Source organism: Streptomyces sp. 3211.6 (assembly GCF_003634815.1).
Lineage (GTDB): Bacteria > Actinomycetota > Actinomycetes > Streptomycetales > Streptomycetaceae > Streptomyces > Streptomyces katrae_A.
Window position 1 is genome coordinate 2,567,600 of record NZ_RBXC01000001.1, and the last position, 14,858, is coordinate 2,582,457.

Genomic DNA, 14,858 nt, shown 5'->3' on the forward strand with positions numbered 1-14,858 from the left:
ACCCCCCTCAGCAGAAGGAACCAGGGCACATGGCCAGCAGGACGTCCGACAATAACTCCCGCCAGAACCGCATAGCCGAGATGCGCCGCGCCGAGAAGGCGCGCGACCGGCGCAACAAGATCATCGCGATCAGCATCTCCACGGCGGTCGTCGCCGGCCTCATCGGCTTCGGCTCGTGGGTGATCATCGAGCAGAAGCAGAAGGACAAGGACGCGGTCGCGGCCCGCAAGGCGCCGGTCGACGGCGAGAAGACCTGGGACGCGAAGAAGCTCGGCCGCAACCACGTCGAGACCCCGGTCAAGTACGAGATGAACCCGCCGGTCGGCGGCGACCACAACCCCCGCTGGATGAACTGCGACGGCGACGTCTACAAGAACCCGATCCCCGAGGTGAACGCCGTGCACTCGCTGGAGCACGGCGCGGTCTGGGTCACGTACAACGAGAAGGCCGCCAAGGCGGACGTCGACGCGCTGGCCGGGAAGGTCGGCAAGACCCCCTACACCCTGATGAGCCCCGACAAGGAGCAGGCGGGCACGATCATGCTCAGCGCCTGGGGCAAGCAGCTGACCGTGGACAAGGCGGACGACCCCCGGGTGGCGCAGTTCTTCACCAAGTACGTGCAGGGCCCGCAGACCCCCGAGCCGGGCGCGGCCTGCACCAACGGGCTGGGCGAGAAGTGACCCGCAGCCGTACGAACCGTACGTACTGGGCGGCGGGCGCGGCGGTGGTGCTGGCCGCGCTGTTCGCGGCGGGGGCCACCTTCGCCACGGCGGACGGCTCGGGCTCCGGGGACGCGGGCGGCTCCGCCGCCCCGGGCACGCCGGCCCTGTACTCCCCCGACGCGGGGTTCGCGCGGGACATGGCGGTGCACCACCAGCAGGCGGTGGAGATGTCCTTCATCGTGCGCGACCGTACCCAGGACGAGCCGGTCCGCGGGCTGGCGTACGACATCGCCAACACGCAGGCCAACCAGCGGGGCATGCTGCTGGGCTGGCTGGACCTGTGGGGGCTGCCGAAGGTGGTGGCTGACGAGCCGCCGATGTCGTGGATGGAGATGGGGTCCTCGGGCTCGACGGGATCCATGGGGTCCATGGGGCCGATGGATTCGATGGGCCCGATGGATTCGGGGCATTCGACGGGGTCCGCGGGGGCTTCGGGGGGCCATGCGGGGCACGGCGGGCAGGTCACTAAGCCCGGAGCGCTCATGCCCGGAATGGCCACCAAGGAGGAGCTCGACCGGCTGCGCGGCAGCAGCGGCCGGGACGCCGAGGTGCTCTACCTCCAGCTGATGACCGAGCACCACAAGGGCGGCGTCGCCATGGCCCAGGGCTGCGCCAAGCAGTGCCGGACCCCGGCGGAACGGGCGCTGGCCCAGGGGATGGTCGAAGCGCAGCAGTCGGAGATGAAGCTGATGGCGGACATGCTCAAGGAGCGGGGGGCCGCGCCGCGGTCGTGAGGGGGCGGCTCGGCGGGAGCGGGGCCGTCGCGTGGCGGACCGCCCGTGCCAGCTGGTGCGGGCGGTCCAGCATGACCAGGTGGCCGGCCGGCTCGGCCACCTCGAAGCGGGCGCCGAGCCGGTCCGCGAGGGCCGCCTGCCGGGCGAGCCAGCGCCGGTCGGCCCGGCCGTGGCCGCCGCCGTGCGCGACAAGGACGGTGGCGGGGGCCGGCAGGGGGTGGCGGGCCCGCAGGGCGAGGAGTTCGGCGGCGGTGTCCGGGTAGCGGGAGTTCTCCAGGAGGATGCCCTGCCAGACCCGGCCGGTGCGGTAGCAGCGGCGTACGAGGTCCCGCGCGGCCGGGTCGGCGGCCCGGCTCCCCGCACGGGAGGCCCGTACGGCGGCCCGCCGGGCGGCCGGTCCCAGTGCCGCGGGGAGCCCGGCGGCGGTGAGGGCACGGCCCAGGGCGCGGGCGGCGCCGGTGCGCAGCGCGGTCGGCAGGAGCGTACGGGGGGCCTCCTCGACGCTGGAGTCGACCAGGACCAGGGCGGCGGTGCGCTCGGGGTGGAGGCGGGCGAAGGCTTCGGCGTGGAACCCGGCGAGGGAGTGTCCGACGACGGTGACGGGCTCGGTGACGCCGAGTGCGTCCAGCAGGCCGGCGATGCGGCGGGCCTCGCCGGCGGCGGTCGGCGGGGCGGTGGCCGGGGCGCTGAGGCCGTGGCCGGGGCGGTCGAAGCGGATGACGGTCCGTCCGGCGGCCACGAGCAGCGCGGCGGCCTCGTCCCAGTCGAACCAGGCCATGGCGAGCCCGGCGCTGAGCACGACGGGCGGGCCCTCACGGCCCTCCCCCTCGACGAGGGTGTGCAGGGCGGTTCCGTCCACCCGGACGAAGCGGCCCGGAACGTGCGGCGGGGTCATGTGCGGCGCTCCTGGTGGACGGAGTACGCCAGGAGGCCGAGCCAGAGCGCGACGAGCAGGACCTGGAGCCGCTGCCCGGCGCCCAGGGCCCAGGTGCCGTGCCCGGCGGTGAACAGGGAGATGGCGGTCAGGGTCCAGGCGGTGGCGAGCAGTTCCAGGACGACGAGGGCGGGGCCGTAGCGGGCGAGGGGGGCGAGCCGGCCGTAGCGGCGGGCGGCGACGGTGAGGGCCACGGTCCCGACGAGGGCGCCGGTCATGGCGAGGCTGCTGCTGATGGCGTGGGCCTGGTGGGTGGCCGGGACCAGGCCGGCGGTCTCGCGGGCGGCGCACTCGGGGTCGGCGGTGGGCCGGCAGCTGAGCGGCAGCCAGGCGTCGGCGGCGGTGGCCGCGCCGAAGAGGGTGACTCCGGCCCAGCCGGCGACCGTCCAGGGGCGGCGGGCCGCGGGGTCCTGGGCGGGGCGGAGGAGTCGGACGAGGGCGAGGAGCCCGCCGAGGAGGACGAGCAGGCCCGCGGTGAAGTCGGTGGCCCGGAAGAGGCCGCCGAGGGGCTGGTCCTGGGCGGCGAGCTCGCTGACGTACGTCTCGATGGGGTTGAGGCCGGTGGAGAGGACGACTTCGAGCACCCAGGCGGTGTAGGCGGCCGCGCCGAGGCCGATGAGGCCGACGACGGACCCGGTACCGGGGGCGCTGCCGCGGTGGACGTCGGTGTCGGGGGCGGGGGCGGCTGGTGTACCCATGGGTGAATGATCCTCAGCAGATCGGGCATGGACGCGCGGCGCCCCGCGCGGCGGCGCTGCCGGGGATCGCCGGGGGCCGTCCGGCGCAGTCCCTCACCATGCAGAACGAGGCCGCGGGCCGCCGCGTTCCCCGTCGACCCGCGCAGAATCCGACAGACCATCCGATTTCCGTCGCCGGGGGAGGCCGGGAGGCCAATGCGGTTGGAGGGGACGGGCCGTCATGACAGGCTGCCCGCATCTCCGTACGCCGCTCTTCGCAAGGACGCCGCCAGGTATGAGCACGCCGCCGACCCCGCCCCACAGCCCGTCCGGCCCGCCGACCGAACCTGAGGGAACGCCGATACCCGAGGGGGCCGCCCCCTCGGGTGCGACGCCCCCGACGCCGGCGCACCCCGCGCAGCCCGTTGCGGCGGACCCGGCCGCGGAGGCCCCGACGGCCCCCGGGAGCACCACCGACAGCGCCGCGGCAGGGGAGCCCGCGCCGCAGGCCCCGTCGGCTCCGGCCGCGGATGCCGCGGAGACCGCCCGCCTGCCGCTGGACAAGCCCGCAGCCGCCCCGGCGGAAAGCCAGCCCACCTCGCCGGAAGACCTCGCAGAAACCGCCCGGCTCTCGCTCGACAAGCCCACCACCCCGACTGAGACCCAGCCCGCCCCGCCCGAAGACCTCGCCGAAACCGCCCGCCTGTCGCTCGACAAGCCCGCCACCCCGACTGAGACCCAGCCCGCCCCGCCCGAAGACGTCGCCGAAACCGCCCCCCTGTCGCTCGACAAGCCCACCACCCCGACCGAGACCCAGCCCGCCCCGCCCGAGGACCTCGCCGAAACCGCCCGCCTGTCGCTCGACAAGCCCACCACCCCGACCGAGGCGCAGGCTTCGCCGGTCGATGTCGGCGAGACCGCCCGGCTGCCCGAGGGCGCCGGGATCCCGCCCACCCCGCCCGCGCAGCAGCACGCCGCGGTGCCCCCCGCCGCCCCGCAGCAGCCGGCCCCCGGCGTCGCGGCGCCGGCGGGGCAGGACCCGTGGGCGACGCCCGCCCCGGGGGCCTTCGCCGCGCCCGGTGCCGCCCCGGGGCCCTTCGCCGCGCCCGCCGCCCCGCCGGCCGGCCCCGCGTACGGCGCACCCGGCGGGTCCTGGGGGCCGCCCCCGCAGGGCGGGTACCCGGGATACCCGGGGAATCCCGGCTACCCCGGCTACCCCGGGCAGCCGGGGGCGGCCGGGTACTACCCGGCCCCGCAGCCGCAGACCAACGGGCTGGCCGTCGCCGGGCTCGTGCTCGGGCTGCTCGCCGTCCTCCTCGGGATCATCCCGTTCCTCTTCTGGCTCGGCGCCCTGCTCGCCCTCATCGGGATCGGGCTCTCCGGCGGCGGCGTGGCCCGCGCCCGCAGGGGTGCCGGGCGCAGGACGATGTCCGTGGTCGGCGCCGTCCTCGGCGTCGTCGGCCTCGGCGCCTCCGTCGGCGGCTGGTTCCTGACCACCCTGATCCTCGACAAGGCCCACGACCGCATCTCCCACCAACGGCTGCACGACCCCGAATGGGGCGAGGACCCGGAGGACTGGGAGGACGAGCCCTTCCCCACCCCCTCCGTCCCGCGCTTCTCGGCGCCCCCCAAGACCCCCTCGGGCCCCGGCTTCACCACTCCGGTCCCCTTCGGCCGGACCGTGGCGTACCCCAACGGCCTCAAGGTGACCCTGGCGCCCCCGCGCAGGTACGACAGCAAGGCCACGTGGATGGAGGTGGGCAACGCGGTGGAGGTGTCCTTCACCATCACCAACAACACCGACAAGCCCCACAACGTCATCTACGCCATGCCCGCCGTGAAGGACGACAAGGGCGGCTCCGCCAAGCTCGTCTTCGACGGCGACACCCCGAAGCGGATCGAGGGCGTGATCCAGCCCGGCCAGTCCGCGACCGGCGTCGCCGCCTTCGAGGTCCCCGAGGGGACGAAGAGCATCAGCGCGGAGTTCTCCCCCGGCATCCTGATGGCCCCGGCGAAGTTCAGCGGCCCCGTCGGATAGGGGCGAAACGGCCCGGGCCCAGGACATCGCGTCAGAAAGACGATTACACTGGGCCCGTGCCTCAACTTCGCCTCGCGCTGAACCAGATCGACTCGCACGTCGGCGACATCGCCGCCAACGCCGACTCGGTCGTGCACTGGACCCGGCACTCCGCCGAGCAGGGCGCCCACCTCGTGGCGTTCCCCGAAATGACGCTGACCGGGTACCCCGTCGAGGACCTCGCCCTGCGCGGGTCCTTCGTCGACGCCTCCCGCACCGCACTGGCCGGCCTCGCCCGGCGCCTCGCGGACGAGGGCTTCGGCGAGCTCCCCGTGATCGTCGGCTACCTCGACCGCTCCGAGCGGGCCACCGACCGGCTCGGCCGGCCCGCCGGCTCCCCGGAGAACGCGGCCGCCGTGCTGCACCGCGGCGAGGTCGTCCTGCGCTTCGCCAAGCACCACCTCCCCAACTACGGGGTCTTCGACGAGTTCCGCTACTTCGTGCCCGGCGACACCCAGCCCGTGATCCGGGTGCGCGGGGTCGACGTGGCGCTGGCGATCTGCGAGGACCTCTGGCAGGAGGGCGGCCGCGTGCCCGCCACCCGCTCCGCCGGGGCCGGGCTGCTGATCTCGGTCAACGCCTCCCCCTACGAGCGCAACAAGGACGACGTCCGCCTGGAACTGGTCCGCAAGCGGGCCCAGGAGGCCGGCTGCACCCTGGCCTACCTGGCGATGATCGGCGGCCAGGACGAGCTGGTCTTCGACGGGGACTCGATCGTCGTGGACGCCTCGGGCGAGGTCGTCGTGCGGGCCCCGCAGTTCTCCGAGGGCTGCGTCCTGGTCGACCTGGACCTCCCGGCCGCGCGGCCCGACGCCCCCGAGGGCGTCGTGGACGACGGCCTGCGCATCGACCGCGTCGTCCTCTCCGAGGAGCCGGTGGAGCCGTACGAGCCGGTCGTGACCGGCGGCTACGCCGAACGCCTGGACGACGACGAGGAGGTGTACGACGCGCTGGTCGTGGGCCTGCGGGCGTACGTGAAGAAGAACGGCTTCCGCTCCGTCCTGATCGGTCTGTCCGGCGGCATCGACTCGGCCCTCGTCGCCGTCCTCGCCTGCGACGCGATCGGCGCGCAGAACGTGTACGGGGTGTCGATGCCCTCGAAGTACTCCTCGGAGCACTCCCGGGGCGACGCCGCCGCCCTGGCCGAGCGGACCGGCCTGAACTTCCGGACCGTCTCGATCGAGCCGATGTTCGACGCCTACATGGGTGCGCTGGGCCTGACCGGGCTGGCCGAGGAGAACCTCCAGTCCCGGCTGCGCGGCACGCTGCTGATGGCGCTGTCCAACCAGGAGGGCCACATCGTGCTGGCCCCGGGCAACAAGTCGGAGCTGGCCGTGGGCTACTCCACCCTCTACGGGGACTCCGTCGGCGCGTACGGGCCGATCAAGGACCTCTACAAGACGGACGTCTTCCGGCTCGCCCGGTACCGCAACCGGGCCGCGGCCGAGCGGGGCGAGACCCCGCCGATCCCGGAGAACTCGATCGTGAAGCCGCCGAGCGCCGAGCTGCGCCCGGGGCAGGTGGACACGGACTCGCTGCCGGACTACCCGGTGCTCGACGCGATCCTGGAGCTGTACGTGGACCGCGACCAGGGGCTGGAGGCGATCGTGGCGGCCGGCTTCGACCGGGGGCTGGTGGCGAAGACCATCCGGATGGTCGACGCCGCCGAGTACAAGCGGCGCCAGTACCCGCCGGGTACGAAGATCTCCGCGAAGGGCTTCGGGAAGGACCGCCGGCTGCCGATCACGAACGGCTGGCGCGAGCACCCGTAGGACGGGGGCAACGGGAAGGGCCTTGGGAACCGCCGGTGCGGCGGTTCCCAGGGCCCCTTCCCTTCCCCGACCTCCGCTCCGCGCTACTTGCGGACGGTGAGCCGCGCCGCGACCGGGAGGTGGTCGCTGCCCGTGCGCGGCAGGGTCCAGGAGGCCTCCGGCTTCACCCCGCGGACCATGATCTGGTCGATGCGGGCCATCGGGAACTGGGCGGGCCAGCTGAACCCGAAGCCGTTGCCGGCCGCGCCCTGGGTGGAGCGCATCTGCGAGGTGACCTCGGAGAGGGAGCGGTCGTTCATCGTGCCGTTGAGGTCACCGAGCAGGACGACGTTCTTCAGCGGTTCCGCGGCGAGGGCCGCGCCCAGGGCGTCGGCGCTGTTGTCGCGCTGGTTGGCGGTGAACCCGGCATTGAGCTTGACGCGGACCGACGGCAGGTGGGCGACGTAGACGCCGAGCTCGCCGAAGGGGCCGGCGGCGGTGGTGCGCATGGCCCGGGTCCAGCCCAGCCGGATGTCCACGGGCTTGCTGGAGGTCAGCGGGTACTTGCTCCACACACCGACCGTGCCCTCGACCGCGTGGTACTTGTACGTCCCGGCGAGGACTTCCTCGTAGACGGGGACGGCGCCGGCCTTGAGCTCGGTGAGGGCCAGGATGTCGGCCCCGGACTTGGCGACCGACCGGGCGGTGCCGCGCGGGTCGGCGTTGTCGGCGTCGACGTTGTGGGTGGCGACCGTCAGGTTGCCGCCCGGGCCGGACTTGTCGCTGATCAGGCCGCCGAACAGGTTCACCCAGACCGCGGCCGTCAGCAGTATCGCGATCAGGGCCGTGGCGGACCTGCGGACCACCGCGATGGCCAGCAGGACCGGCACGAACACGCCCAGCCAGGGCAGGAAGCTCTCGGTGAGGCTGCCGAGGTTGCCCACGTCGTTGGGCAGCTCGGCGTGGAAGACCATGATCCCGGAGATCAGCAGGGAGAAGGCGGCGGTGACGATGCCGCGCTTCCAGATGCCGGGGTCGCGGCGCAGCTCTTCCAGTTTGCGGCGCAGCGCGGCCCATCGGCGTCGCAGACCGGATCCGGAGGGCCCGGGCTCGGAGCCGCCGTTCCCCGTCTCCGTCATGTACGCCTGTGCCATGCCATGTCCTCGCTGCCGTGCTCGCGCTCCGTCCCCGCCCCTTGACCCTAGGCGATGACGAGAGCCTTACGTGTCGCCCTTCACGGACGTACGACCGGGAGGACGAACGGCCGTGCGGCCGGGGTTCCGCTTGTCACGAAACGCGCACATTGGCTCCCGCGCGCCTGGAGCCCGGCCAGGAGTGTGACGGACCGGTCACTGCGCCGCGGCTGCGGCACTTCCGTCCATGCCCGCGGGAGTGCCACCATGGTGGGTGAGTCCGGGGACGCCGTGAGGGCGCCTCGAGATGACACAAGGAGCAGTTGCAATGACGCATGCCGTTTCGCCTGCCCGCGAAGCCGCCTCCCCCACCCTGTACGGAGGCACGGGCACCCGGCGGATCACCGTCCGCGACCTCACCCTCGCCAAGGAGCGCGGCGAGAAGTGGCCGATGCTCACCGCCTACGACGCCATGACGGCGTCCGTGTTCGACGAGGCGGGCATCCCCGTCATCCTCGTCGGCGACTCGATGGGCAACTGTCACCTCGGCTACGACACCACCGTCCCGGTGACGATGGACGAGATGACGATGCTGTCGGCGGCCGTCGTACGGGGCACCAGCCGGGCCCTGGTCGTCGGCGACCTGCCGTTCGGTTCCTACCAGGAAGGCGCCGTGCAGGCGCTGCGCAGCGCGACCCGGCTGGTCAAGGAGGCCGGGGTCCAGGCGGTCAAGCTGGAGGGCGGCGAGCGCTCGCTGCACCAGACGGAACTGCTCGTCCAGTCCGGCATCCCGGTCATGTCCCACCTGGGCCTGACCCCGCAGTCCGTGAACGCGATGGGCTACCGGGTGCAGGGCCGGGGCGACGAGGCCGCGCACCAGCTGCTGCGCGACGCGAAGGCGGCCCAGGACGCGGGCGCCTTCGCGGTGGTCCTGGAGCTGGTCCCGGCCGAGCTGGCCGCGGAGGTCACCCGGTCCCTGCACATCCCGACCGTCGGCATCGGGGCGGGTTCGGAGTGCGACGCGCAGGTGCTGGTGTGGACCGACATGATGGGCCTGACCGGCGGGAAGATGCCGCGGTTCGTCAAGCAGTACGCGAACCTGCGGGCGACCATGGGCGACGCGGCGAAGGCCTTCGCCGAGGACGTGGTCGGCGGCACGTTCCCCCAGCCGGAGCACGCCTTCCACTAGGACCGCTGACGCGGTGACGGTCCGCTGACGCGGCGATCCGCGGAACGGACCGATCCGCGGAACGAACGGTTCCACTGACGGCCCGCCGACAGCCCTCTTCCGGGATGCCGGCGGGCCGTCGGCCGTCTGTCGGCGGTCTGTCGGAGCGTTGTCGGTGGCGGCTGGTCCCATGGGGGACATGACGCGAAACGACAAGAATCCCCACGCCGTCGAAGTGCGGGGGCTGGTGAAGCACTACGGCGACACGAAGGCCCTGGACGGGGTCGACCTCTTCGTCCGCGAGGGCACCGTGCTCGGTGTCCTCGGTCCCAACGGCGCGGGCAAGACCACCCTGGTCCGCTGCCTGTCCACCCTGATCGTCCCCGACTCCGGCACGGCGACGGTCGCGGGCTACGACGTGGTCCGCCAGCCGCGGCAGCTGCGCCGCACCATAGGCCTGACCGGCCAGTACGCCTCGGTCGACGAGAAGCTCTCCGGCTGGGAGAACCTCTACATGATCGGCCGGCTGCTGGACCTGTCCCGCAAGGAGGCCCGGTCCCGGGCCGACGACCTGCTGGAGCGGTTCTCGCTCACCGAGGCCGCCAAGAAGGCCGCGATGCACTACTCCGGCGGTATGCGCCGCCGGCTCGACCTGGCCGCGTCGATGATCGGCCGCCCGGCCGTCCTGTACCTGGACGAGCCGACCACGGGTCTGGACCCCCGCACGCGCAACGAGGTGTGGGACGAGGTGCAGCGGATGGTCGCCGAGGGGGCCACCGTCCTGCTCACCACCCAGTACATGGAGGAGGCCGAGCAGCTCGCGAGCGAGCTGACGGTCATCGACCGCGGCAAGGTCATCGCCAACGGCAAGGTCGACGAGCTGAAGGCGCGCGTCGGCGGCCGGACCCTGCGGATCCGCCCGGCGGCCTCCGCCGACCTGCCGGACATGGCCCGCGCCCTGTCCGAGGCCGGTCTGGACGGGGTGTCCGGCGCCCAGGCCGTCCCGGACGAGGGCGTGCTCCTCGTCCCGATCCTGAGCGACGAGCAGCTGACCGCCGTCGTCGGCCTGCTGGCCGGCCGCGGGTACGCGATCGCCGACCTCGGCACCTACCTGCCCAGCCTCGACGAGGTGTTCCTGTCCATCACCGGACAGCGGCCCGCCCCGTCCGAGGAGTCCGTTCCCACCGAGAAGACCGAGAAGACCGAGGAGGTCGCGGCATGAGCACCGTCACCACCACCAAGCCCGCGGCCCCCCGGGCGGCCGCGGCGGCTCCGTCCGAGGACGGCCGGATCGGCCTGCGGGGCAACCTGCGGCACATCGGCGCCCTGGTGCGCCGCAACGCCCTGCAGATCAAGCAGGACCCCGAGTCGATGTTCGACGTCCTGTTCATGCCGGTCATCTTCACGCTGCTGTTCGTGTTCGTCTTCGGCGGCGCGATCTCCGGCAAGGGCAACCAGGGCGAGTACGTCAACTACGTGGTCCCGGGCCTGATGGCGATGATGGGCATGAACATCGCCATGGGCGTCGGCACCGGCGTCAACGACGACTTCAAGAAGGGCGTGATGGACCGGTTCCGGTCCATGCCGATCGCCCGGTCCTCGGTCCTCATCGCGAAGATCGTGGTCGAGCTCGGCCGGATGATGGTCGCCATCGCGATCCTGCTCGCCGTGGGCTTCATCCTGGGCCTGTCCATCAAGTCCTCGGTGCTGGACCTGTTCCTCGCCATCGGGCTGTCCGCCGTCTTCGGTGCCTCCCTGATGTGGATCTTCATCCTGCTGGGTCTGACCATGAAGACCGCGCAGGCCGTCCAGGGCATGGCGATGCTCGTCCTGATGCCGCTGCAGTTCGGCAGCTCGATCTTCGCCCCGCCGACCACCATGCCCGGCTGGCTGCAGAACTTCACCGACGTCAACCCGCTGTCCAACCTGGCCGACGCGGCCCGCGGCCTGATCAACGGCACCCCGCTGGGCAACTCCGTGTGGATCACGCTGGCGTGGTCGGTGGGCATCACCGCCGTCACCATGCCGATCGCGGTCCGCAAGTTCCGCCAGAAGACCTGATCCGGGGGGCCGGTCCGTTCCGGATCGCGTCCCGGACGGCCCGGCGCGCACGGGGGCGGGTCAGAAGAGGGCGGCGGCCTCCTCCACCGTGAGGCCGCCGCCTTCGGCGTGCGCACGCTCGTACGCCTCGTCGCCGAGCTCCGCCCGTGCCAGTTCCCGGGCGCGGGCGGCGTCCTCGCGTTCCGCGGTGACCGGGACGTGCCGGGGCGGCAGGTTCGCGTGGTAGGCGCCGACCAGCCGCGCCGCCTCGTAGGCCCGCCGCCGCCCGCCGAGCGAGGCGAGGGAGACGGCCGCCGTCACGAGGAACACGGCGGGCAGCTCCGGGGCGACCATCGCCGCGAGCGGGTGGCGCACGGCCCGCTGGGCGTCCCGGATCCGGTCCAGGGCGTCCTCGTACTTGCCGTCCCGGTTGTCCAGCCAGGCCGTCGTCGCGCGCAGGAACGCGTCGAAGACGGCGAACGCGCCGAGGGCGAACTCCTCGCGCAGGACGTCGATCTGGGCGCGGGCCTCGGGGATCCGGCCGGTGCGGCCGAGGAGTCCGGCGTAGAACATCCGGGCGGCGGGCATGGCCTCGTTGCCGAACCGCTGCTCGGTGGAGGTGATCTCGCCGAGGATCTTCTCGGCCTCCTCCAGCCGGCCGTTCTCGATGAGGGTCCCGGCCATCCGCACGCGCAGCACCGTCACCTGGGCCCGGGCGCCGAGCCGTTCGGCGTAGGCGATGGCTTCGAGGTAGTCCTGGCAGGCGAGTTCGTACGCGCCGCTCTTCTCCCGGGACTCGGCGCGGGCGGACAGCGCTTCGGCGCAGCCCCAGTCGTCCCCGAGCGCACGGAAGAGGGCGAGGCTCTCGTCGGCGTCGCGGGAGGCGTCGCCGGCCCAGTCGGCGCGGTTGGCGAGGATGTTGGCCCGCAGTTGGAGGGCGGAGGCCAGCTCCCAGCCGTAGCCGGGGCCGAGGGCGCGGGCGGCGGTGACGGTCTCGTCGACGACCCGCTTCATCAGCCCGGGCTCCCCCGCGATCATGACGGCGTAGATCCACAGGGAGCCCGGGGTCCGGCAGGTCTGCGGGAGGCCGGGCCGGTAGGTGGCGAGGATTCCCTCCACCTCGGCGCGCACCTCCGGACTGTCCCAGGTGGTGGCCGTGTGGTCGCGGGAGGACAGGCGCACCAGGTGCACGGCGCGCCAGGCCTCGGCGAGGACCTCGCCGGAGTAGGGCGGGGGCGAGTCGAGGAGCCGCTCGTGGACCGGCTCGGCCGGGACGTGGGGCGGCGCGAAGGGGTCGGGGCCCAGTGCGGCGGCGGCCTCGGTCCAGTGCCGTATCTCGGCACGCAGGTCCTGCATGTGCCAGTACCAGCCCAGGGCGTGGACCAGGCACAGGACCTCGCCGACGTCGCGGGTGGCGAGGGCGCGGCGCAGGGCGGTGCGGAGGTTCTCGTACTCGGTGGCGATGCGGTCGGCGGCCGCGCGCTGGCCGTGGCCGCGCAGCAGGGGCTCGGTGGTGCGGGCGAGTTCGCGGTAGTGGACGAGGTGGCGCCGCCCGGTCTCCTCGCGGTCGGCCTCCTCCAGCCGCTCGGCGGCGTATTCGGCGACGGTCTCCAGAAGCCGGTAGCGCATGTCGCCGGCCGGGCCGGGGGCGGCGACGACGAGGGACTTGTCGACCAGCGCCGCCATGACGTCGGCGACGTCGAGCCCGCTGTCGTCCGCGCAGACGGCCTCGGCGGCCTCCAGGTCGCAGCCGCCGGCGAAGACGGACAGCCGGCGCAGGACGGCCCGTTCGGCCCCGTCCAGCAGGTCCCAGGACCAGTCGACGACGGCACGGAGGGTCTGCTGGCGGGGCAGCACGGTCCGGGCACCGCCGGTGAGCAGCCGGAAGCGGTCGTCGAGGCGGTCGGCGATCTGGCGGGGGGTGAGCAGGCGCAGCCGGGCGGCGGCCAGTTCGATGGCGAGGGGCAGCCCGTCGAGGCGGCGGCAGATCTCGGCGGCGGCCTCCGGGTCGTCGGCGACCCGGAACCCGGGCTTCGCGGCGGCCCCGCGGTCGTCCAGCAGCCGCAGCGCGACGGGGTCGGGCAGGGGCTCGACGGGCCGCAGCAACTCCCCCGGCACCCCGAGCGGTTCCCGGCTGGTGGCGAGGATCCGCACGCCGGGGCACTGGGTGAGGACGCGTTCGGCGAGTTCGGCGGCGGCCCCGATCACGTGCTCGCAGTTGTCCAGGAGCAGCAGGAGCCGGCGGCGGGAGCAGTGCTCTGCGAGCCGGTCGAGGGGGTTGTCGCCGGTCCGTTCGGTGAGCGCGCGCAGTTCCTCGGCGGCGCCGCCGCGCAGCTTGGTCTCGCGGGCGCCGAGGGCGGTGAGGGCGGCCTCGGCCACGTCTTCGGGGTCGTCGACGGGGGCGAGCTCCACGAGCCACACCCCGTCGGGCCAGTCGCCGGCGGGGTGCGCCTCGGCTGCCTCCTGCGACAGCCGCGTCTTGCCGGCCCCGCCGGGCCCGAGCAGGGTGACGAGCCGGGCCCGGCCGAGGTCGCCCCCGATGGCCCGGATGTCCTCCTCCCGCCCGACGAAGGTGGTCAGCCGGGCCCGCAGGTTCCCGGGGGCGGGGGCGGGGCCAGGGCCGCCGACGGCGGGGGCGCCGCCCGGGTGGTGGCCGGGCGGGGTTCCGGGACCGGCGGACGCGGCCTCCGCGGGGGCCGGCCAGGCCGCGGCTCCGGCGGACGCCGGCCCGGCCCCGGCCGGGGCCGGGCCGGGGTGGGACACGGCGGGAGTGCCCGGGTGGGAGCCGGGTGCCGGGGCGGGGGCCGGGGGCTGTGGGGTGGGCCATGCCGGGGTGGCGGGGGCGGGCGGGCGCGGTTCCGGGGCGGGGGTGCCCGAGAGGAGTTCCGTGTGCAGGGTGCGCAGGGCCGGGCCCGGGTCGGTGCCCAGGCGGGTGGACAGGTCCCGGCGGACCGTCTCGTAGGCGGCCAGGGCCTCCGCGGGGCGGCCCACTGCGCGGAGGGCCCGGATGCGGAGGGACTGCAGGGACTCGTCCAGGGGGTGGCGGGCGCACAGTTCGGTCAGCTCCGGCAGGGCCTGTTCCGCTTCGCCCAGGGCCAGCGCCGCGCCCAGCCGGCCCCGGCGCGCGTCCATCCGTACGGCCTCCCAGCGGGCGGACTCGGCCGCCGGATCGGGGAGGGAGGCCAGCGCCGGGCCCCGCCACAGGGCGAGCGCCTCGTCGTACAGGGCCGCCGCCCGGGCGGGGTCGCCCACGGCCGCGGCGGAGCGCACGAGCCCTTCGAAGCGGTACAGGTCGACGTCGTCCCGTCCGGCGTCCAGCCGGTAGCCGCCCTCCGCGGAGCGCACGGCCTCGTGCCCCAGGGCCCGCCGCAGCCGGGCCACCAGCGCCTGGAGCGCGGCGACGGCGTCGGCCGGCGGGTCGCCGTCCCACACCTCGGCGACCAGCAGCGCGGCGGGCACGGTCCGGCCGGGGCGCAGCGCGAGCGCGGTCAGGAGCGCGCGCAGGCGCGCTCCGCCGACGGCGACGGGGGTCCCGTCGTCGCGGATGGCCTGGGCGGTGCCGAGAATCGCGTAACGCACCGGCCCATTGTCCCCGGCCCCCGGGCCCCCACGGGCCACGAGC

At 74.2% G+C, this 14,858-nt stretch carries 11 protein-coding genes; 7 read left to right on the forward strand and 4 right to left on the reverse strand.

Going from position 1 to position 14,858, the window contains the following annotated elements:
• Positions 1-29 precede the first annotated feature (29 nt).
• Positions 30-680, forward strand: a complete 651-nt coding sequence (locus BX286_RS11880; protein WP_079426428.1) for a DUF3105 domain-containing protein — start codon at positions 30-32, stop codon at positions 678-680.
• On the forward strand, positions 677-1,456 hold the full coding sequence (locus BX286_RS11885) for a DUF305 domain-containing protein (RefSeq protein ID WP_100863747.1): 780 nt from the start codon (positions 677-679) through the stop codon (positions 1,454-1,456). Before BX286_RS11880 ends, BX286_RS11885 begins: the two co-directional genes overlap by 4 nt.
• On the opposite strand, the gene BX286_RS11890 is transcribed toward BX286_RS11885, so the two are convergent.
• Together BX286_RS11890 and BX286_RS11895 are read right to left on the reverse strand one after the other, a co-directional pair.
• Entirely contained in the window at positions 1,425-2,351 is a 927-nt protein-coding gene (locus tag BX286_RS11890; RefSeq protein WP_121014949.1) for an alpha/beta fold hydrolase, read from the reverse strand. The genes BX286_RS11885 and BX286_RS11890 overlap by 32 nt on opposite strands.
• Positions 2,348-3,088, reverse strand: coding sequence for a DUF998 domain-containing protein (locus tag BX286_RS11895; RefSeq protein ID WP_237292799.1), 741 nt, complete (start codon positions 3,086-3,088; stop codon positions 2,348-2,350). Before BX286_RS11895 ends, BX286_RS11890 begins: the two co-directional genes overlap by 4 nt.
• A gap of 274 nt (positions 3,089-3,362) precedes the next feature.
• On the opposite strand from BX286_RS11895, the gene BX286_RS11900 reads away from it, so the two are divergent.
• Together BX286_RS11900 and BX286_RS11905 are read left to right on the forward strand one after the other, a co-directional pair.
• Entirely contained in the window at positions 3,363-5,105 is a 1,743-nt protein-coding gene (locus BX286_RS11900; protein ID WP_121014950.1) for a DUF4352 domain-containing protein, read from the forward strand.
• A 56-nt stretch (positions 5,106-5,161) separates the two neighbouring features.
• Positions 5,162-6,916, forward strand: a complete 1,755-nt coding sequence (locus BX286_RS11905; RefSeq protein ID WP_121014951.1) for an NAD+ synthase — start codon at positions 5,162-5,164, stop codon at positions 6,914-6,916.
• Positions 6,917-6,999: 83 nt separating this feature from the next.
• Here BX286_RS11905 and BX286_RS11910 read toward each other — a convergent pair whose 3' ends face one another.
• Positions 7,000-8,049, reverse strand: a complete 1,050-nt coding sequence (locus BX286_RS11910) for an endonuclease/exonuclease/phosphatase family protein (RefSeq protein ID WP_079426437.1) — start codon at positions 8,047-8,049, stop codon at positions 7,000-7,002.
• A gap of 307 nt (positions 8,050-8,356) precedes the next feature.
• Between BX286_RS11910 and panB the strand changes: the two genes are divergently transcribed.
• The 3 genes from panB (at position 8,357) to BX286_RS11925 (ending at position 11,257) form a co-directional block, all read left to right on the forward strand.
• Positions 8,357-9,217 (forward strand): 3-methyl-2-oxobutanoate hydroxymethyltransferase, encoded by an 861-nt coding sequence (gene panB, locus BX286_RS11915; protein ID WP_100863743.1) that lies wholly within the window; start codon positions 8,357-8,359, stop codon positions 9,215-9,217.
• Positions 9,218-9,386: 169 nt separating this feature from the next.
• Positions 9,387-10,418 carry an ATP-binding cassette domain-containing protein gene (locus BX286_RS11920; RefSeq protein WP_185117268.1) on the forward strand — a complete coding sequence of 344 codons (1,032 nt, stop codon included), beginning with the start codon at positions 9,387-9,389 and terminating at the stop codon, positions 10,416-10,418.
• Positions 10,415-11,257 carry an ABC transporter permease gene (locus tag BX286_RS11925; protein ID WP_121014952.1) on the forward strand — a complete coding sequence of 281 codons (843 nt, stop codon included), beginning with the start codon at positions 10,415-10,417 and terminating at the stop codon, positions 11,255-11,257. The genes BX286_RS11920 and BX286_RS11925 overlap by 4 nt, the downstream gene beginning before the upstream one ends.
• A gap of 60 nt (positions 11,258-11,317) precedes the next feature.
• Here the strand turns inward: BX286_RS11925 and BX286_RS11930 are convergent, their stop codons facing one another.
• The gene (locus BX286_RS11930) at positions 11,318-14,815 is read right to left on the reverse strand and encodes a BTAD domain-containing putative transcriptional regulator (protein ID WP_121014953.1); all 3,498 of its coding nucleotides are present in this window, start codon (positions 14,813-14,815) and stop codon (positions 11,318-11,320) included.
• Positions 14,816-14,858: the final 43 nt, after the last annotated feature.

Bases quoted from the DNA above. Each gene is read 5' to 3' on its own strand.
- BX286_RS11880 (WP_079426428.1), top strand. From the start codon at position 30: ATGGCCAGCAGGACGTCCGACAATAACTCCCGCCAGAACCGCATAGCC.
- BX286_RS11890 (WP_121014949.1), bottom strand. From the start codon at position 2,351: ATGACCCCGCCGCACGTTCCGGGCCGCTTCGTCCGGGTGGACGGAACC.
- BX286_RS11895 (WP_237292799.1), bottom strand. From the start codon at position 3,088: ATGGGTACACCAGCCGCCCCCGCCCCCGACACCGACGTCCACCGCGGC.
- BX286_RS11900 (WP_121014950.1), top strand. From the start codon at position 3,363: ATGAGCACGCCGCCGACCCCGCCCCACAGCCCGTCCGGCCCGCCGACC.
- BX286_RS11910 (WP_079426437.1), bottom strand. From the start codon at position 8,049: ATGGCACAGGCGTACATGACGGAGACGGGGAACGGCGGCTCCGAGCCC.
- panB (WP_100863743.1), top strand. From the start codon at position 8,357: ATGACGCATGCCGTTTCGCCTGCCCGCGAAGCCGCCTCCCCCACCCTG.
- BX286_RS11920 (WP_185117268.1), top strand. From the start codon at position 9,387: ATGGGGGACATGACGCGAAACGACAAGAATCCCCACGCCGTCGAAGTG.
- BX286_RS11925 (WP_121014952.1), top strand. From the start codon at position 10,415: ATGAGCACCGTCACCACCACCAAGCCCGCGGCCCCCCGGGCGGCCGCG.